This window comes from Pseudomonas frederiksbergensis (genome assembly GCF_003732665.1).
Taxonomy (GTDB): domain Bacteria; phylum Pseudomonadota; class Gammaproteobacteria; order Pseudomonadales; family Pseudomonadaceae; genus Aquipseudomonas; species Aquipseudomonas frederiksbergensis_G.
The window spans coordinates 117,593-137,413 of the sequence record NZ_MOBP01000016.1; the positions used below are offsets into that span (position 1 = coordinate 117,593).

Below are 19,821 nucleotides of genomic sequence, written 5' to 3' on the forward strand. Positions count from 1 at the left end.
CCCGCTCCCACAGGGGGATTGGAGTGGGACATGAAAATGTGAACAATACAGCTCAACTGTGGGAGCGGGCTTGCTCGCGAAGGGGCCCTGTCAGCCAACCTCAATGCTGAATGACACACCGCTTTCGCGAGCAAGCCCGCTCCCACAGGGGAAGTGTGGTTTTCGGCAATCGCTATAAATAGCCACACCTTGCAACCCAATCATTCTAAAAACCCCACCCCACCTGTCAGATCTGACAGGTTACGCCGCCCCTTCATCTTGATAGCGTTGATCCACCGCCCAACCCTTCGCCGAGCACCGGCCCTGGGCCGAAACAGGATGCGCCGCATGGAAGACCACACCGCACTGAGCATCACCACGCCCTCCATTGCCCGTACCGCCTCGATTGCCATGGTGGGCAAAAGTGGTTCGATCGGCTTCACCGGCAGCGCTTCGTTCGAGTTGCCCCTGCCGCTGTCGCCCGGGCGCGGTTTCGATCCCGCCCTGACCTTGAGCTATGACAGCCAGGCCGGTAACGGTCCGTTCGGGATCGGCTGGGGGTTGCACAGCGGCGCCATTTCCCGCCAGACCAACAAGGGCGTGCCGCGTTACCTCGATGACGACGTGATGATCGGCCACAACGGCCAGCAGTGGCGCCCCGAACGGGATGCCAAAGGGCAAATCATCTCCAGGAACGAAACCCACTACCGTGGCGAGCCCGTGGGGTCCCACGCCGTGGTGCGTTATATCCCCCGGGTCGAAAGCACCTTCGAGTTGATCGAGTTCTGGCACGCCGATGCCGACCCGCAAGGCTTCTGGCTGGTGCACGGCATCGACGGCAGCCTGCACCTGTTCGGCAAAACCGATACCGCCCGCGTGGCCGACCCCAGCGATCCGTCGCGCGTGGCGTCCTGGCTATTGCAGGAAAGCCTCAATGCCCATGGCGAGCACATCGGCTACGAATACAAAGTCGAAGAGGCAACGCCAGCGCCCCACGACTACCGGGCCCAGCGCTACTTGCAAAAGGTGCTGTATGGCAACGCCAAGGCCAGCAGCCATTTGTATGGCTTGATCGAGCCGCCATCCGCGCCGGCGTGGCATTTCCATCTGCTGTTCGACTACGGTGAACGCACCCTGGACCGGGAACAGCAACCGACCTACGAGCCCTTGAACTCGTGGCCAATCCGCAGCGATCCGTTCCACAGCTACGGCAACGGCTTTGAAGTGGGCACCCGGCGCCTGTGTCATCAGGTGTTGATGTTCCATCACTTCCCGCAGGAATTGGGGGCGAACCCGGTACTGGTGCGACGGCTGCTACTGGAATACCGCCCCACCCCGCTGGGCTACAACCAACTGGCGGCCGCGCACTATCAGGCCTACGACGCCAGCGGCGCGGTGGAAAACCGCCCGCCCCTGGAGTTTGACTACTCCGGGTTCGAGCTCAATACCCAACCGGCGCCCTTGTTGCCCCAGGAAAACATGCCTGGCCTGGAAGACGGGCAACGCTATCAATGCGTCGACCTGTTCGGCGAGGGCCTGCCGGGTTTTCTGTGCCGCTACGACCAGGGCTGGTTCTACCGCGAGCCGTTGCGCGCCGAGTCCGGTGGCGATGAGATCAGCTATGGTCCGTGGACCGAACTGAGTCAGATCCCCCGCGCCGACAGCCGCAAACCGGTGCAACAGACCCTCACCGACCTGACCGGCGACGGGCGCCTGGACTGGATTGTCGCCCAACCCGGCATGAGCGGCTTCCACACCCTGAACCCGGATCGCACCTGGTCAGGCTTCATCCCGTTCAGCGCGTTCCCGGTGGAGTACTTCAACACCCTGGCGCAACTGGGTGACTTGAGCGGCGACGGCCTCAGCTCCCTCGCGTTGATCGGTCCCAAAAGCGTGCGCCTGTACGCCAACCGCCGCGCCGACGGTTTCGCCAAGGCCGAGGACGTGCCCCACACACCGGACGACGACCGCTTGCCGCTGTTCAGCGATGTGCCCACTGAACTGGTGTTCCTGGGCAACATGCTGGGCAGTGACATGAGCGAGTTGTGCCGCATTCGCCACAATGAAATCAAATGCTGGCCCAACCTGGGTCACGGCCGCTTCGGCCAGGGTTTCGTGATGAGCGCCCTGCCCTTCAGCTACAACGAATTCGATGCTGCGCGGGTGCGCATTGCCGACCTCGACGGCTCCGGGGCACCGGCGCTGATTTACCTGAAATCCACCGGTTTCGACCTCTACTTCAACCGTGGCGGCAATGGCCTGGAGCAAACCCCGGTGCAAGTGTCATGGCCCGAAGGTGTGCGCTACGACAACCATTGCCAGGTGACCCTCGCTGACCTTCAAGGCCTGGGTTGCAGCAGTTTGATCCTGAGCGTGCCGCACATGAAACCACGGCATTGGCGCTATGATTTTGTCGATGCCCGCCCCTACCTGCTCAGTGCCAGCAACAACAATATGGGCCTTGCAACCCAAGTGGTGTATCGCAGTTCGGCGCAGGAATGGCTGGATGAAAAACGGCAGTTACTCCAGCGCAAAATGTTTGCGGTGTCGTACCTGCCGTTCCCGGTTCAAGTCGTCAGTAAACAGCAGCAAAAGGACGAGATCACCGGCAACGTCCTCACCCAAACCCTCACCTACAGTCACGGTTACTACGATGGTTTCGAGCGTGAGTTGCGCGGCTTCGGCCTGGTGCGCCAGACCGACAGCGAAGTCGTGCAGGCCGAGGACGACATCGGCTTCACGGCGCCGGCGCTGATCTGCACCTGGTTCCATACGGGTCGCAGCGTGGACATGCCGCGAGAAGGTTATTTCGGCCGTGATGACGACGCCTGGCCCCTGGACAATACGTTGTTCTGTCGCTATCACGCCAACGATGGGGTCGATGAACCGATCACTGCGGACGAAGCCACCTCCCGCGAAATCGCCCGTGCCCTCGCCGGCGCCGTGATGCGCATGGAAGTCTATGGGCTAGACGACGACCGGCCCTTTCAGGTGGAGGAGTATCGCTACAAGGTTCGTGAGTTACGTGCCATCGATGAGCACTCGCCTTATGCCGTGCTGCTGCCCTCGTCACTGGAAAAACTCAGCTACCAGTACGAGCGCTTTATCGATGACCCGCTGTGCCGGCACGACATCACCCTGAGCCTGGACGCCTTTGGCCAGCCGACCCATGCCCTCACCGTCCACTACGCCCGGCGCAAGACCGAACTCGACGCGCCCCCCTTCGATGACCCGGACGAACAAACCTGGTGGCGCGACGCCCATGACCCGGCGCAGCAGTCTTACTACCTGAGCGAAACCCGCGCCGAGTTCATTCACCTGACCGATCCACAAGGCTGGCGCCTGGGGCTGCCCTATCGCCAGCGCGGCAATGCCTTGAAACTGCCCAAGGGATCGTTGCCCACCGGGCTCAACCCAGAGCAAATCAACTACGAGTTACTGCTTGCCCATCAGGCCAGCGCCCCGTGGAACAATGCCCGCGAACTGACCCGGCAAGTCGTGCAGCGTTACCTCAAAACCGCTGATCGCACCTTGTGCGCCGATGGCCAGGCCGACTTCGAAGCGCTGGCCGCGCCCCAGGAAATCGCGCAACTGGATAAGACCGCGCTGGAGGCCTACAACACCCTGCCCGCGCCCTTCGACATCCGCGCCGAGCTGGCGAAAATCGGCTACGTGCACATGCCGCTGTTTCTTGAACCGGACCCCGCCGAAGACCAGCAGAAAAACCTCTGGTCGGCCCTCTATGGTTTTGCCGAATACGCTGACGCGGCCAGCTTCTACACCGTGCGCAAGTACAACGAAACCCTGAGCCACGGCGTCACCCAGGCCAGTTATGACCCGTACAGCCTGGCGATCACCGAGGTGACTTTGCCCGATGGCTGCACCACCCGGGCCGAGTACGACTACCACGCGTTGCAGCCGCTGCGCCTCATCGATGCCAACGACAACATTGAGGAAGCGATTTACGAACCTTCCGGCCAACCGCTGGCGGTCAGCTTCTACGGTACGGAAAACGGGGTCCGCGCCGGCTTCAGGCCGATAAGCGAATACGTCCGTCCCGACGATTTGCTGCCGACCCCCGCCATCGACAACCCACCCGCCGCGCTGCAAAAAGCCGCCAGCGTCCTGCGCAAGGACCTGTTCAGTTGGATGGGCCGGCTCCCTGCAACCGCCCAACTCACGGCGACCTGGCTGGCCAACTGGGTTGCCAGCGGCTACGTGCTGCCCAGCCTGCACATTCGCGCCAACGCCCGCCTGCGCCTGGTCCGGCTCAAGTCGCGCACGGCCGCCGAACAGGCGCTCAAGGAACTGATCGCTGTCACGCCTCGGGAACCGGTGCACAGCGTGGTGCTGGTCGCCGACCGTTACCACGACGATCCGTTGCAGCAGATCCAGATCACCAAGGCCTGTGTCGACGGTTTTGGCCGAGCACTGCAAACCCAACAAAAGGTCGAGCCCGGCCTGGCCTACAGTGCCGATGAAAACCTCGAACTGGAATTGGCGGACGGCAAACCTGTGGAGAAACAGGCCGACCCGCGCTGGCGCATCAGTGAACGTGTCGAGTACAACAACAAGGGCGCCGTGACCCGTGTGTTCCGCCCCTACTTCTGCAACACCCACGGCTATATCCGCGACCAGTCCTTTCGCCTGTTCGGCTACCACGACCAACAGTTCTACGACGCACTCGGGCGTCCGATCAAATTGATCAATGCCAAGGGCTATGAGTCGTTCGAGACTTTGCATCCCTGGTATCGCGCCAGTCACGACTTCAACGACACCTACAAACCACCGGAGCCCACCACTCCCAAGACGCTTGAGCCATGAACAACACCGTGCATTGGCGCACGCCTGCGTTGGCGGTCAATGACAGTCGCGGCCTGCCCATTGGTCAGGTTGCCTACTTGCGCACCGCGCCCGGCGCAACGGCGCAAGCCCTGATCACCCGCCAGCAGCATGACCGTGCTGGTCGTCTGACCGGCCAATGGGACCCGCGCCTGTACGGCCATGCGCCCAGGCCCAACCTGAGCACGGTGTATCGCCTGTCCGGCGACGTCATCAGTACCGACAGCGTCGATGCCGGCGGGCGCCTGAGCCTGGCCGGGGTGGCCGGCGAAATGCTTCAGCGCTGGGACACCCGCGGCAATCATTGGCGAACCACCTATGACGGCCAACTGCGCGTGATTGCCGTCGAGGAAAACGCCCAGCCCCACGTCGAGCGCTTCACCTATGCCGACGCCTCGGCCGACCCAGGGCACAACCTGCGCGGCCAATTGACCGAGCAACTCGATCCATCGGGCAGGCTGCGTGTGGACAGCTACAGCCTGGGCGGACAGGCGTTGAGCGACAGCCGCGCGTTGGCCGACGGCCAGGCCTATGCCAGCCGACAAGTCGTCAGCCCGCTCGGAGTGGTGCTGGAGCAGACCGACGCACGGGGTCATCAACAGCGGTTTCGCCATGATCTCGCCGGGCAACTCCAGCAGGTTCAGCTGCGAATCGACGCTGACAGCGCGGCCCGGGACATCCTCATCGATGCCCGGTACAACGCCGCCGGCCAGATCATCGAACAGCATGCGGGTAACGCCGTGCTCAGCACTTGGAGCTATGACCCGGCCGACGGACGCCTGAGCCATCTGAAGGCGCAAAAAAACCCGGAAAAAGCCCTGCAGGACTTCGCCTATTTTTATGACCCGATGGGCAATGTGGTGCGCATCGAAGACCATGGGTTCACGCCGTTCCATTTTGCCAACCAGCGCATCGACGGCCACCGCGACTTCAGCTACGACTCGCAATACCAACTGCGCAGCGCCACCGGCCATGACGCCGCCCCGCCGTCGGACTTGCCGGGACGGCCGCTGCCCGGCGATCCCAATGATCAGCGCAACTACACGCAACGCTACGACTATGACCCGGGCGGTAACCTGATCAGGCTGTCCCACGAACGCGAGGGCGGCAGTCATACCCTGCAAATGTTCATTGATCCGTCGAGCAATCGCGGCGTGCGCTGGAAGGAAGGCGACCCGCAACCGGTCATCGACGAACTGTTTGACCGCAACGGCAACCTGCTGGCCCTGCGACGTGGCCAGCCGCTGAGCTGGAACCCCCGTGGCCAATTGTGCAAAGTCACCCTGCTCGAGCACGGCAATGGTTTGCCCGACGACGCCGAAACCTACCTCTACAGCCAGGGCCGGCGCGTCTATAAAAGCCACAAGACCCACACTCCTTCGGCCGCCCATTACCACGACGTGCTGTACCTGCCAGGGCTGGAAATCCGCACCCGCGACAACGGTGAAGAACTGCATGTGATCACCTTGCCGGGCGGCCGTGGCCAGGTGCGCTGCTTGCATTGGGCGCAGGGGCAACCCGCCGGAATCGAAGCCAATCAACTGCGCTATAGCCTCGTCGACGCCCTGGACTCCTGTGCAATGGAACTCGATCAACAGGCGCGGGTGATCAGCCATGAAGGCTATTACCCGTTCGGCGGCACGGCCTGGCTGACGGCCGCTTCACAGCTGGAAGTCAGCTACAAGACCGTGCGCTATTCGGGCAAGGAAATGGACGACAGCGGCCTGTATTACTACGGTGTCCGGTATTACGCGGCGGGGTTGCAGCGTTGGGTCAGCGCCGACCCGGCGGGGGATGTGGACGGGCTGAATCTGTATGCCATGGTGGGTAACAGCCCGATGGTGTATGTCGACGAAACGGGAGAGAGCAAAGGCCTGCTCAAGTCTGTGAACAAATTCGCTGGCGATATCGTCGGCGTGGCGAAGAAAACCAGCGACGCCGCGAACAAACTGGACGAACTTGCCACCAAGTTCGATGGTCTGGTGCCTGAAGATGCCGACGTCGAAAAGTTGCTCAAAGACCTGACCTTCTGGAAGTTTCTTCGAACCAGGCACGGCCTCAACGCCATCAAGCAAGGTGCTCTCACCGGCGCCATTTTCACGGGGATAGTGGCCAGTGTCGTGCCGGTGGCCGGTACGGGCATCGGGGCACTCGTAGGGCTGCTCGTAGGCGCCATTTTCTTGCCAGCGTTCCGGTTCTACACCCTGAAAAAAGATCTGAAGATGGTGCAAGTACTTCATACACAAGAGATCAAAGAGGGTGCGCAGTTAATCGCCGATACAACCAACGCGATGTACGAGGGGGCCAAGAGCCTTGCCAGCGGTGGCACCGAACTGCTCGATAAAATCAAACACACCTCCGCCCTCATCGGTGCCTATTCGGATCAGCTACAGAAAGTTTTCTACGAGCAGCTAAATGGTTTGAAGGCGCAGACAAAGCGCGAAGTGATAAAGGTGATCAACACCGGCATTGACCCCTTTGAAGCGATTGACCAAGTGCTGGAGGCGGCTGCGGATATCAGCCATCAACTCAATGAAGCCGAGAGCGCCAACCAGCGCTTGGCCGAATTGGCCGACGTGGCCGGGAAAATCGCCAGCACGCCGATCAAACCGGTGCCCAAGCCCAGAATAAGGTTCCCTCAGAGAACCGGGTCCGTATCGATGGCGTGACCCCCATCCATACGCCACTCAACTTCACAGCGGGCGAGACTCATCCATGTGTCAGAACATTCACTACCGAACCCCGACCTTGAACGCCATCGACGGTCGCGGCTTGCCCGTCAGGCAAGTCGCCTATTGGCGCCAGGACGCGGGCGCTGCGGCACAAGCCCTCATCACCCGCCAGCAGCATGACGTGCCTGGCCGATCGGTTGCCCAGTGGGACCCGAGGCTGTTCGGCCTCGCGCCCAAACCCAACCTGGCGACGATTTATCGCCTGTCCGGCGAAGCGGTTCGGGTGGACAGCGTCGATGCCGGTTGGCGCTTGAGCCTGGCCGGCGTGGCCGGTGAAGGGTTGCAACGCTGGGACCTGCGCGGCACGCATTGGCGAACCACCTATGACGACCAGTTGCGCGTGATTGCCCTCCAGGAAAACGCCCAACCTAACGTCGAGCGCTTCACCTATGCCAATGCCACGGCGGCCGCCGGCCACAACTTGCGCGGGCAACTGGTCGAGCAAATCGACCTCTCGGGCAGCGTCAGCTTCGACAGCTATAGCCTGGGCGGCCAGGTGCTGGGCGATACCCGAACCTTTGCCGGCGGCGCGTCCCATGCCAGCCACCGCACCTTTAGCCCCCTCGGCGCCGTGCTGGAGCAGACCGATGCCATGGCGCATCAGCAACTGTTTGGCTTTGACATCGCCGGGCAACTCAACCGGTTGCAGTTGAAGATCGCGCCCACTGACGTGGCGCAAGACATCGTGACCGATGCCCACTACAACGCTGCCGGCCAGTTGATCGAACAGCACGCGAACAATGGCGTGATCAGCCGTTGGACCTACGACCCGGCCGATGGTCGGCTCAGCCAGCAACACGCCGGTTTACCCGGCCGCACGGCGCTGCAAAACCTCGGCTACCACTACGACCGGGTCGGCAACGTGCTGGCCATCGACGACCTGGCCTTTACTCCGATCTTCTTCGCCAACCAGCGGGTCGATGGCCATCGCGAATTCAGCTACGACTCCCTGTACCAGTTGCGCAGTGCCAGCGGTTTTGAAACCGATACACCGAACCTGCGCCCCGGCTTGCCGACCCCGATCACGCCCATCGATACCGGCCGACTCTACAACTACACCCAGCAGTATGAGTACGACACCGCTGGCAATCTGCGGACCCTGCGCCACGTGCGCGACGGCAACAATCACACGCAAACGACGCGCATCGCCCCCGACAGCAACCGTGGCGTGCGCTGGGTTGAAGGCGAGCCGGAGCCGGTGTTCGACGAACACTTCGACGCCCACGGCAATCTGCTGTGGCTGCAAAAAGGCCAGCCCCTGACCTGGAACAGTCGCGATCAATTGGCGGTGGCCCGGTTGGTGGAACGCAGCGGTGGCCCCAACGATGAAGAAACCTATGTCTACAGCCAGGGTGAGCGCGTGAGCAAACGGCTGGTGACCCAGGCGCAATCGGTATCCCACGTGCGGCAGGTGCAGTACTTGCCGGGGCTGGAAATCCGCACGTTGGACGACAGCGAAGAACTGCACGTCATCACCCTGGGCAACGTGCGTTGCCTGCACTGGGTCAAGGGCAAACCGGCGGCCATCGAGCAGGATCAATTGCGCTACAGCCTCGACGATCATCTGGGTTCCAGCACGCTGGAACTGGACCGCAACGGCGCGCTGATCAGCCAGGAAATCTACTACCCCTTCGGCGGCACGGCGTGGTGGGCGGCGCGTTCGGCGGTGGAGGTGGATTACAAGACGATTCGTTATTCGGGCAAGGAAATGGATGTCAGCGGGTTGTATTACTACGGCGCCCGGTATTACGCGCCGTGGTTGCAGCGCTGGGTCAGTGCCGATCCGGGCGGGGATGTGGATGGGCTGAATATGTTTGGGTTTGTGGGGAATAATCCGTTGCGCTATGTGGACCCTGAAGGCGGCGCCAAAGCGGAAAGCGTGATCACCCTCTACGCGGGTTTCATATCCATGCTCGGTGGCTTTACCGAGACGACACGCGCACAGCTCCATGAAGTCGTCCAGCAAAAGAACATCAAGCGCAACCTGATGATGAATTTTGCGAACGTGGTGGCTTTCGGGTTCTTCGGCTATGAGGCCGGCAACAAAGGAGGTGAACAAATGGGCCGACTCATTGCAGATGCACCGCACGCTATCTCTGCCACCCCCAGAACACCACTGACGAGAATTCCATACGTCGACGCGGTAACGGGCGGCAATCTTGCCGGGGACATTGCCGGTTCAATGGCAGACTCGCTGACGGAACTCGGCGGCGCATTGGCAGGCAAGGCTCAACATTTAGGCGGTCATATGGGCAACTTTGCCGCAAGCATGGGACGGGTGGGTCCACTCATTCCGCAAACCTCGACGATGTCTGTTGCCGCGATCGATACCGCGTTGGGTATCCCGGCTCCTGCCAACGAAATACAGCCCAACTGGAACAGCATCAAGGATGAGGTGATTCACCCGGCACTCAACGCAATCCTCAATCCGGATTTCGCCGTCGGTCGAGGGCTGAGCGCCTGGATATCGATTCTCCCCGGCGCACTCAACGTGTTTCAACGGGCGATAGAAGCCGAGGACATCAAGAACCGGCTCGACCCGGCCAAGATCGCAAAAATCGAAGGCATGTTCGCCGATTGGGAAAGCGCTACCTTGCAACGCAGCGCCTGGATGGAAGCCGCTTTCGATGCGCTGGGCACAAACGTCCTCCACCTGGAACCCGGCCCAAATGGCGCGCGGGCACCGATTACTCGGGCTGGATTGCAGCAGGCAACCACAGAAACGCTTCACAGCATCCGTCACCTTCAAGGGGTCATGACTGCCTATAGGTTGGCTGGCACCACGGATAATCAGTTTTTGGCGAAGCAAAGAACGGCCTCGCGAAGATGACAGCTGTGCAAAATACCTGCCGGTGAACGGCGTCAAGTCTGCGTGGTATCGTGCGCCCCCGTATTGCCGACTGTTTATGACGCCATGCCTGCCACTTCCCGAACCCTGCGCCTGACGCTTTACACCCTGCTGATCGTTGCCGGCGCGGCGCTGGCCGCCGCCCTGGCCATGCGCCACGCCGAACGCCAGGCCCTGGAAGAAGACGCGGCCCGGGCCAATCAACAACTGGCGCTGTACGCCAACTCCCTGCACACCCTGATCGACCGTTACCGCGCCCTGCCCGCCGTGTTGGCACTGGACCCGCAATTGCGTTCGGCCCTGGATGGCCCGGTGAGCCCTGAACAACAGGACCTGCTGAACCGCAAACTGGAAAAGATCAACGGCGCCGCGCAGTCCTCGACCCTGGAACTGCTCGACCACACCGGCCTGGCCGTGGCCGCCAGCAATTGGCGTCTGCCCAGCAGCTATGTCGGCCACAACTACGGCTTTCGTCCTTACTTCAGCCAGACCCGCACCCAGGGCACCGGGCGTTTTTATGCGGTTGGGGTCACCAGCGGCATTCCCGGTTATTTCCTGTCCAGCGCAGTGACCCGGGACAACGGCGAGTTCCTCGGCGCCATGGTGGTGAAACTCGAATTCCCCGAGCTTGAGCGCGAATGGCGCCAGGGCACCGATACCCTGCTGGTCAGCGACGCCCGCGGCATCATCTTCATCGCCAACCAACCAGGCTGGCGTTATCGCACGTTGAAACCGCTGAACGACAGCGATCACACCGAACTGAATGTCACCCGCCAATACGACAAGCAACCACTGAAGCCGCTGGTCTATCAATCGAAACGCCGCTTCGACGACAACAGTGACCTGGCCCGAGTCGAAGGCCCCGACGGCACGGCGGATTACCTGTGGGAATCCCTGCCGCTGCCCGCCGAAGGCTGGACCCTGCACCTGCTGCGCCGCCCGCAAGTCGCTTTCGAAGACAGCCGCAATGCCGGCCTCGCTGCTGCCGGATCGTGGCTGGCGCTGGTGTTTTTGCTGCTGTTCCTCAATCAGCGCTGGCGCCTGGCGAAGATGCGCCAGCGCAGCCGCGAAGAACTCGAACAACTGGTGGAAGAACGCACCCGCGACCTGCGCACCGCCCAGGACGGTCTGGTGCAATCGGCCAAACTCGCGGCGCTGGGGCAGATGTCGGCGGCGCTGGCCCATGAAATCAATCAACCGCTGACCGCCCAGCGCATGCAGCTTGCAACGCTGCGCCTGTTGCTCGATCACGGCCGGGTCGATGACGCCTACAAAGCACTGAAACCGGTGGACGACATGCTGACGCGCATGGCGGCGCTGACCGGCCACCTGAAAACCTTCGCCCGCAAAAGCCCCAGTGGCTTGCGCGAACGCCTGGATTTGGCGGCGGTGGTCGATCAATCCTTGCAGTTGCTCGATGCGCGCCTGCGGGACGAAAACGTCAGCACCGTGCTGCACCTGACCCGCCCGGCCTGGGTGCGTGGCGATGCGATTCGCCTGGAACAGGTGCTGATCAACCTGCTGCGCAACGCCCTCGACGCGGTGCACGACAAACCCTGCAAACGCCTGGAAATCCGCCTCGAAGCCGATGAACAACTGTGGCGCCTGACCGTTGCCGATAACGGTGGCGGCATCGCCGAAGAACACCTGCCGAATGTGTTCGATCCGTTCTTCACCACCAAACCGGTGGGTGATGGTTTGGGTCTGGGGCTGGCGGTATCGTTTGCCATCGCTCACGAATCCGGTGGACGTCTGTCGGCGGACAATCACGACAACGGCGCCGTGTTCACCCTGACCTTGCCGATTGATCTGGAGGTGCCTGTCTCATGCTGAATTCGGTGATGGTGGTCGACGACGAAAGCAGCATCCGCAGCGCCGTCGAACAGTGGCTGAGCCTGTCGGGGTTTGAGGTGCAGTTGTTCAGCCGCGCCGATGAATGCCTGGCGCAACTGCCGGCGCATTTTCCCGGGGTGATCCTCAGCGACGTACGCATGCCCGGCATGACCGGCCTGGAACTGCTGGCCGAAGTGCAGCGCCGGGATGCCGATTTGCCGGTGATTTTGCTGACCGGTCACGGCGATGTGCCAATGGCCGTCGAAGCCATGCGCGATGGCGCCTACGACTTTCTCGAAAAGCCCTTCAGCCCGGAGACTTTGCTCGGCAGTTTGCGTCGTGCCCTGGAGAAACGCCGGTTGGTGTTGGAAAACCGTGCCTTGCATGTGCAAGCCGACAACCGCGCCAAACTCGATGCGACGTTGCTTGGCGTGTCCCGTGGTTTGCAGACCCTGCGTCGGCAGGTGCTGGATTTGGCGACGTTGCCGGTCAACGTGTTGATCCGGGGCGAAACCGGCAGCGGCAAAGAGTTGGTCGCCCGCTGCCTGCACGACTTCGGCCCGCGTGCAGACAAGCCGTTCGTGGCGTTGAATTGCGCGGCGATTCCTGAGCAGTTGTTCGAAGCCGAGCTGTTTGGACATGAGAGTGGCGCGTTCACCGGCGCTTCCGGCAAGCGCATCGGCAAGCTTGAATACGCCGATGGCGGCACGCTGTTTCTCGATGAAATCGAAAGCATGCCGTTGGCACAGCAGGTCAAGTTGTTGCGGGTGTTGCAGGAACAGAAGCTGGAACGCCTGGGTTCGAACCAGAGCATCCGCGTGGACTTGCGCATCATCGCTGCGACCAAACCCGACCTGCTGGATGAAGCCCGGGCCGGTCGCTTTCGCGAGGACTTGGCTTATCGCCTGAACGTCGCCGAGCTGCGCCTGCCGCCGCTGCGCGAGCGGCGGGAAGACATTCCGTTGTTGTTCGAAACCTTCGCCCAGCACGCCGCCGAACGCCTGGGCCGGACCTTCCCACCGTTGAGCGGCCCGCAACTGAGCCACCTGCTGAGCCACGACTGGCCGGGCAATGTGCGGGAACTGGCGAACGTGGCTGAGCGGCAGGTGTTGGGGCTGGGTGAACCGGAACCGGTGGGCATCGATCCCGGCCAGTCGTTGGCGGCGCAGCAGGAAGCGTTTGAAGCCCATTGTTTGCGGGCGGCGTTGACGCGGCATAAGGGCGATGTGAAAGCGGTGCTTGAAGAGCTGCAACTGCCGCGCCGGACCTTCAATGAAAAGTTGCAAAGACATGGGTTGAGTCGGGAGATGTTTACCGGCGAATGAAGGGCAAGATCAAAAGATCGCAGCCTTCGGCAGCTCCTACAGGTGTACGCCGATCCAACGTAGGAGCTGCCGAAGGCTGCGATCTTTTCGGCGGTTATCCGCTTATCCCTGGACACCAATAGGCGGATTTCCGCTCACTCAACTCCGCCCCCCCCTCTAAACCGGCCCTCCTCCCCTTGGCACACCTCCTGCTATAGCCCCTGCAGGCTGCGTTTACACGCGCTCCACAAAAACAATTAAACGAAGGATCCTTCAATGGATAACTCCAACGCCCTGCCCCTTGGGTCGGCCGCTGCGCCTGCCAAAGAAAGAACCACCGCCAGCCGGATCAAGTCGATCTTCAGCGGTTCGGTCGGCAACATGGTCGAGTGGTATGACTGGTACGTCTACGCCGCGTTCTCCCTGTACTTCGCCAAGTCGTTTTTCCCCGCCGGTTCCTCCACCGCGCAACTGATGAACACCGCCGCGATCTTCGCCGTGGGCTTCCTGATGCGTCCGATCGGTGGCTGGTTGATGGGCCTCTACGCCGACCGCGCCGGGCGCAAACGCGCACTGATGGCCTCGGTGTACCTGATGTGCTTCGGCTCGCTGCTGATCGCCCTGAGCCCCAACTACGAAACCATCGGCATCGGCGCGCCGATCCTGCTGGTGTTCGCCCGTTTGCTGCAGGGCCTGTCGGTCGGTGGCGAGTACGGCACCTCGGCCACGTATCTCAGCGAGATGGCGACCAAGGAACGTCGCGGCTTCTACTCCAGCTTCCAGTACGTGACCCTGATCTCCGGCCAGCTCATCGCCCTGGCGGTGCTGATCGTGCTGCAACAGACCCTGACCACCGAACAGCTGTACGCCTGGGGCTGGCGCATTCCGTTCGCCATCGGCGCGCTGTGTGCGGTCGTGGCGCTGTACCTGCGTCGTGGCATGGAAGAGACCGAGTCGTTCAACAAGGTCAAGAAAGAGAAAAAAGAAAGCGCCATGCGCACCTTGATGCGCCATCCGAAAGAGCTGATGACCGTGGTCGGCCTGACCATGGGCGGCACCCTGGCGTTCTACACCTACACCACCTACATGCAGAAATACCTGGTGAACACCGTCGGCATGAGCATCACCGACTCCACCAGCATCTCGGCAGCCACGTTGTTCCTGTTCATGTGCCTGCAACCGATCATCGGCGGCTTGTCGGATAAGGTCGGTCGCCGGCCGATCCTGATTGCCTTCGGCGTATTGGGCACGCTGTTCACCGTGCCGATCCTCACCACCCTGCACACCATCCAGACCTGGTGGGGCGCGTTCTTCCTGATCATGGCGGCGCTGATCATCGTCAGCGGCTACACCTCGATCAACGCGGTGGTCAAAGCCGAACTGTTCCCGACCGAGATTCGTGCCCTGGGCGTCGGCCTGCCGTATGCGCTGACCGTGTCGATCTTCGGCGGCACCGCGGAATACATCGCGCTGTGGTTCAAGAGCATTGGCATGGAAACCGGTTACTACTGGTATGTCACCGCGTGTATCGCCGTGTCGCTGCTGGTGTACGTGACCATGAAAGACACCCGCAAGCATTCGCGGATCGAGACGGACTGACAGTTGCATTGATGGTGGCTGTGATGGCCTCTTCGCGGGCAAGTCTCGCTCCTACAGGTATGAGTCGTTCACACATTTTGTGAGCGACATAAAACTGTAGGAGCGAGGCTTGCCCGCGAAGGCCGCACCTCGGTCTCAAGCCAAGCCCTTCCCCGCTAAATCCCCCGCCGGCAAAATCTTTCGCCCTCCAGCGCATCCATCCCCCCGTGCCCCACGTATATCCACTGCAGCCCCCAAAACCACAAAGGCCAGGGGACATGAAAAAACTGTTATCCGGGATTAATCACCGGTTAATGCCCGGAATCCACCCTGATCCTGCCTGATTGATTAATTGCGATACGCCCGCCCCAGCTCTGGACGCGAGAACGTTTGGCGGCCTTAACATCTAATTAATCGATACTTTTTAGCGTGAAAGCTACAGACTTAAATCAACTTTAACGAACTGGAGTTACGATCATGAAAACCCAACTGTTCCTCGCCCTGGCCCTGACCGTACTGGCAGCCAACACCTACGCCGCGGATGGTTCCGACAAAACCGGCACGGCCGACTTCATCTCTGGCGCCACTGCCTCCGTCGAACACACCCGCTCGTCTGCTGTCGCCTCGGATGGTTTCGACCACACCGGGACCGCTGGCGCTATCGCCGCTGATGGTTTTGATAAAACCGGCACCGCGGGTGCTATCGGTTAATACATCGGAGGGATTGAACAGCCCGGCTTCGGCCGGGCTTATCGTTTCTGGGGATGAAGAAAGTCTGAAGGCATGTGAAGAAACTGTGGGAGCGAGCCTGCTCGCGAAGGCGGCGGCACATCCAACATCAAGGTGACAGACAGACCGCTTTCGCGAGCAGGCTCGCTCCCACAGGGATTTGCATCTGACTGGAAATTAACGGCACGCACTTGCACTATGGCCGCATAACGAACGCGCCCAGGAATCCGAGCATGCCCGACGACATCCACTACTACGAACCCGCCAACGGCCACGGCCTGCCCCATGACCCGTTCAACGCCATCGTCGGCCCGCGCCCCATCGGCTGGATTTCTTCGCAAGACGCCAACGGCCACTTGAACCTGGCGCCCTATAGCTTTTTCAACGCGTTCAACTACATTCCGCCGATCATTGGATTCTCCAGCGTCGGGCGCAAAGACAGCCTGAACAACATCGAACAGACCGGCGAATTCGCCTGGAACCTCGCCACCCGGCCACTGGCCGAGCGGATGAACCAGAGCAGCGCCATGGTTGCGCCGGACACCAACGAATTCGAATTGGCCGGACTGACAGCCGCCCCGTCGAAAATCATCCAGGTGCCACGGGTCGCCGAAAGCCCGGTGTCCTTCGAGTGCAAGGTCACGCAGATCATTCAGTTGCAGCGTGCGGACGGGAATGTGGTGCCGAGCTGGCTGATTCTCGGCGAAGTGGTCGCCGTGCACATCGCCAAGTGGCTGTTGAAGGATGGGGTGTACGACACCGCCGCGGCAGAACCGATTCTGCGCGGCGGCGGGCCGGCGGATTACTTTCAGCTGGGACCAGAGGCATTGTTCAAAATGTATCGCCCGGGGGCGAAAAAATAACTTACCAGAGCAGGTCAGCGTCTTCTTTGACGTCTTTGAGGCGAGTCAGCTCTTTGGCGGCGGCCAGGTCGGCTTCGTTGGCAGTCTTGAAGATCTGGTCTTCCAGCACTTTATGAAAACGTGGCGCCCCGGTGCCACCGATGGCTTTGACGGCAATTGCGGCGTGGTAACCGCCCTCGCCCGGTACTACAGCGGAAACAGCTTCGAAGTGATCAAAGGCTTTGCGTGCCATGGTCGCGCATCCTGGCTAAGTTGAGATTGCCGCCATTAAACCCTCAACCGACCAGTTTGTGCACCTGTGCTTTGGTCTGACCAAGCGCCTGGGCCGCCGAGACGTCCTTGAAGGTGTGGAAATCCAGGCTATTGACCACCAGGTCCTGCACCAGATCGGCAAAAATCTGCATGGCCGGGGTGCTGAAGTACGCGGTCATGGCCTGTTGATGGGTCCAGAAGCCGGACACCAGCCACAGGTCGGGATCGCATTGCGAATGTTGCAGGGCGAAGCTCAGGCAACCGCTGGCGGCGCGGGATGGCTCGATCAACGCGCTCAGGCGTGCACCGAGTTCCGCCGAACGCCCGGCGCGGGCACGGACGAAGGCCATGTGACTGACGGGAATCTGCGTAGACATGTTCAACCCTCCCAAGGAGTTGCGTGGCAGCCAGGGACGGGCTGCGACAGGATCAAAGGTTAGGCGTTGCGACGGGATAGCCGTTAGTCGATTCCTGCCGGCTTGTTGCACAATCCTGCGAGGCGGGCCAAATCGCCCTGAATCAATGACTTGGGCATGCCCGGACGATGACACAGCGGTTTCAAGCAAGTTTCAGCCCGGCGACACGGCTCTGGCAACGCCGTGAAATAAGCCAATGCAGAATCAGGCAAGCATCAGGCAGGATGTGTCTACCGCTGTCGATTGCACAAACTTAAGCTCTGCCCCATCAACAACGCTTCAACGAGGAACCCCGCATGTCGTCGTTCGATCACTTTGAAGCCCCGCTGGACGCCGACATGGAGAAACAGCGCGAGGAACTGGCCGCGATCATCCGCCGCAATACGACGGAGGATGGCAATTATGCGACTGCCGTCGGCTCGCTGTTCATGTCCCGCTACAGCCAGACCCACCAGTTTTCGCCGGGGCTGGCGCAACCGGCGCTGTGCATCATGGCCCAGGGGCGCAAGGAAGTTCGGCTGGTAGACGAGGTCTTCACGTACGACCCACTCAATTACCTGGTGGTTTCGGTGTCGATGCCGGTGAGCGGCCGGGTGGTGACCATCACTTCCGAAGAGCCGATCCTCGCCGTTCGCCTGGACATCGACCCGGCGGAAATCACCGCGCTGATCGCCGACGCCGGGCCCATGGGCGTGCCGACCCGGCCCACCGGGCGCGGTTTGTATGTGGAAAAACTCGATGCGGCGATGCTCGACGCCGTGCTGCGTCTGGCCCGTTTGCTCGACACCCCGAAAGACATCGCCATGCTCGCGCCGCTGATCCGCCGGGAGATCCTTTATCGCCTGCTGCGCAGCCAGCAGGGCCATCGTTTGTATGAAATCGCCATCGCCAACAGCCAGAGCCATCGCATCAGCCAGGCGATCAAATGGCTTAACGGCCACTATGAACAACCGCTGCGCATCGATGATTTGGCCAAGGAAGTGAACCTGAGCGTCTCGACCCTGCATCACCGCTTCAAGGCGATGACGGCCATGAGTCCGTTGCAGTATCAGAAGCAATTGCGCTTGCAGGAAGCCCGGCGCTTGATGCTCGCCGAAGGGCTGGAAGCGTCGGCGGCGGGGTATCGGGTGGGGTATGAAAGTCCGTCGCAATTCAGCCGCGAGTACAGCCGGTTGTTCGGGGCGCCGCCGCTGAGGGATTTGGCGCGGTTGCGCTTATCCGTGTGATCCGGATTTGGCGGTGGGGCGACTGACGCCTTCGCGAGCAAGCCCGCTCCCACATTGGATCTCCGGTGGACACAAAATGTGTGAACACCACCGATCAAAGGTGGGAGCGGGCTTGCTCGCGAAGAGGCCAGTCAAGACAGCCCAATACTAGAAGGTCAGGCGCTAAGTACGCGGCAAGCCTCAGCCGGCAACGTCACCGAAACCGGATTGCCAATGCTTAACCCAAATCCCTGACACGGCGTGCTCAACGCGGTAAACGATACCCCGGAACACTCCACGGTGGTCTCGATGGTCGCGCCAATGTCCCGCACAAACGTCACCTTGCCCAGCAAGCGATTCCCCGCCGTGGCCTGTGGCTGCGACAGTTGCAGGTCTTCCGGGCGGATCAGCATCTTCACCTTCTCCCCCACCACAATGCTGCTGCAGATCGGCACTTCCAGCGCATCACCACCCGGCAACCCGACCTTGCCATTACCCAGCGCCGTGGCCGGGAAGATGTTGCCCGAACCGATAAAGTCCGCGACAAATTCATTCGCCGGATGCCGATAGATTTCAATCGGCGTGCCCACTTGCTGCACCTTGTGCTCGCCCAACACCACGACGATATCGGCCATGGTCATGGCTTCACGCTGATCGTGGGTCACCATGATGGTGGTGATGTTCAAGCGTTGTTGCAATTGACGGATTTCCACCTGCATCGACTCACGCAACTTGGCATCCAGCGCCGACAGCGGCTCATCCAGCAGCAGAATTTTTGGCCGCGAGGCAATCGCCCGGGCAATCGCTACGCGCTGGCGTTGACCGCCGGAGAGTTTCGCCACCGGGCGGTCAATCATTTCCTTCAGTTGAATCAGCTCCAGCAACTCCACCACCCGCGCCTGCTGATCAGCCTTGCTCACGCCACGCAGTTTCAGCGGATAAGCGATGTTCTCCCCCACGGTCATGTGCGGGAACAACGCCAGCGACTGGAACACCATGCCGAAGTTACGCTGGTGCGCCGGGGTGTGGCCGATGTCTTCGCCGTCCAGGCGAATCTCGCCGCCGGACAGGGTTTCGAGCCCGGCGATCATCCGCAGCAACGTAGTCTTGCCGCAGCCCGACGGGCCGAGGAAACACACCAGTTTGCCCTCGGGCAAATGCAGGTTTACATCCTTTACCGCGCAGGCCGAGCCGTAGTGTTTCTCGACGTTTTCCAGAATCAGACCAGACATAAATCACC

General features: G+C 61.3%; 12 protein-coding genes. 9 read left to right on the top strand and 3 right to left on the bottom strand.

The window, feature by feature from the left end:
- Positions 1-327: 327 nt before the first annotated feature.
- From BK665_RS25530 to BK665_RS25570, 8 genes are all read left to right on the top strand, one after another.
- On the top strand, positions 328-4,803 hold the full coding sequence (locus BK665_RS25530) for a SpvB/TcaC N-terminal domain-containing protein (RefSeq protein ID WP_123409324.1): 4,476 nt from the start codon (positions 328-330) through the stop codon (positions 4,801-4,803).
- A complete protein-coding gene (locus BK665_RS25535; protein ID WP_123409325.1) occupies positions 4,800-7,490 on the top strand; it encodes an RHS repeat-associated core domain-containing protein in 2,691 nt (896 codons plus the stop codon). The genes BK665_RS25530 and BK665_RS25535 overlap by 4 nt, the downstream gene beginning before the upstream one ends.
- Before the next feature lie 46 nt (positions 7,491-7,536).
- Positions 7,537-10,383: an RHS repeat-associated core domain-containing protein gene (locus tag BK665_RS25540; RefSeq protein WP_123409326.1), complete on the top strand. Its 2,847-nt coding sequence runs from the start codon at positions 7,537-7,539 to the stop codon at positions 10,381-10,383.
- Between the two features lie 84 nt (positions 10,384-10,467).
- Complete coding sequence (locus BK665_RS25545) at positions 10,468-12,234, top strand: two-component system sensor histidine kinase MifS (protein WP_123409327.1); 1,767 nt, start codon at positions 10,468-10,470, stop codon at positions 12,232-12,234.
- Complete coding sequence (mifR, locus tag BK665_RS25550) at positions 12,228-13,559, top strand: two-component system response regulator MifR (RefSeq protein ID WP_123409328.1); 1,332 nt, start codon at positions 12,228-12,230, stop codon at positions 13,557-13,559. Before BK665_RS25545 ends, mifR begins: the two co-directional genes overlap by 7 nt.
- A gap of 255 nt (positions 13,560-13,814) precedes the next feature.
- Positions 13,815-15,137 carry an MFS transporter gene (locus tag BK665_RS25555; RefSeq protein ID WP_123409329.1) on the top strand — a complete coding sequence of 441 codons (1,323 nt, stop codon included), beginning with the start codon at positions 13,815-13,817 and terminating at the stop codon, positions 15,135-15,137.
- 456 nt (positions 15,138-15,593) lie between these two features.
- Positions 15,594-15,827 (top strand): hypothetical protein, encoded by a 234-nt coding sequence (locus BK665_RS25560; RefSeq protein WP_123409330.1) that lies wholly within the window; start codon positions 15,594-15,596, stop codon positions 15,825-15,827.
- 251 nt (positions 15,828-16,078) lie between these two features.
- Positions 16,079-16,708: a flavin reductase family protein gene (locus BK665_RS25570; RefSeq protein WP_123409332.1), complete on the top strand. Its 630-nt coding sequence runs from the start codon at positions 16,079-16,081 to the stop codon at positions 16,706-16,708.
- 1 nt (position 16,709) lies between these two features.
- Here BK665_RS25570 and BK665_RS25575 read toward each other — a convergent pair whose 3' ends face one another.
- Positions 16,710-16,940, bottom strand: a complete 231-nt coding sequence (locus tag BK665_RS25575; RefSeq protein WP_054045089.1) for a hypothetical protein — start codon at positions 16,938-16,940, stop codon at positions 16,710-16,712.
- Positions 16,941-16,983: 43 nt separating this feature from the next.
- Positions 16,984-17,337, bottom strand: coding sequence for a putative quinol monooxygenase (locus tag BK665_RS25580; protein WP_123409333.1), 354 nt, complete (start codon positions 17,335-17,337; stop codon positions 16,984-16,986).
- A 335-nt stretch (positions 17,338-17,672) separates the two neighbouring features.
- On the opposite strand from BK665_RS25580, the gene BK665_RS25585 reads away from it, so the two are divergent.
- Positions 17,673-18,602, top strand: coding sequence for an AraC family transcriptional regulator (locus BK665_RS25585; RefSeq protein ID WP_123409334.1), 930 nt, complete (start codon positions 17,673-17,675; stop codon positions 18,600-18,602).
- A gap of 155 nt (positions 18,603-18,757) precedes the next feature.
- Here BK665_RS25585 and BK665_RS25590 read toward each other — a convergent pair whose 3' ends face one another.
- Positions 18,758-19,813 (bottom strand): ABC transporter ATP-binding protein, encoded by a 1,056-nt coding sequence (locus BK665_RS25590; protein WP_123409335.1) that lies wholly within the window; start codon positions 19,811-19,813, stop codon positions 18,758-18,760.
- Between the last annotated feature and the right edge of the window lie 8 nt (positions 19,814-19,821).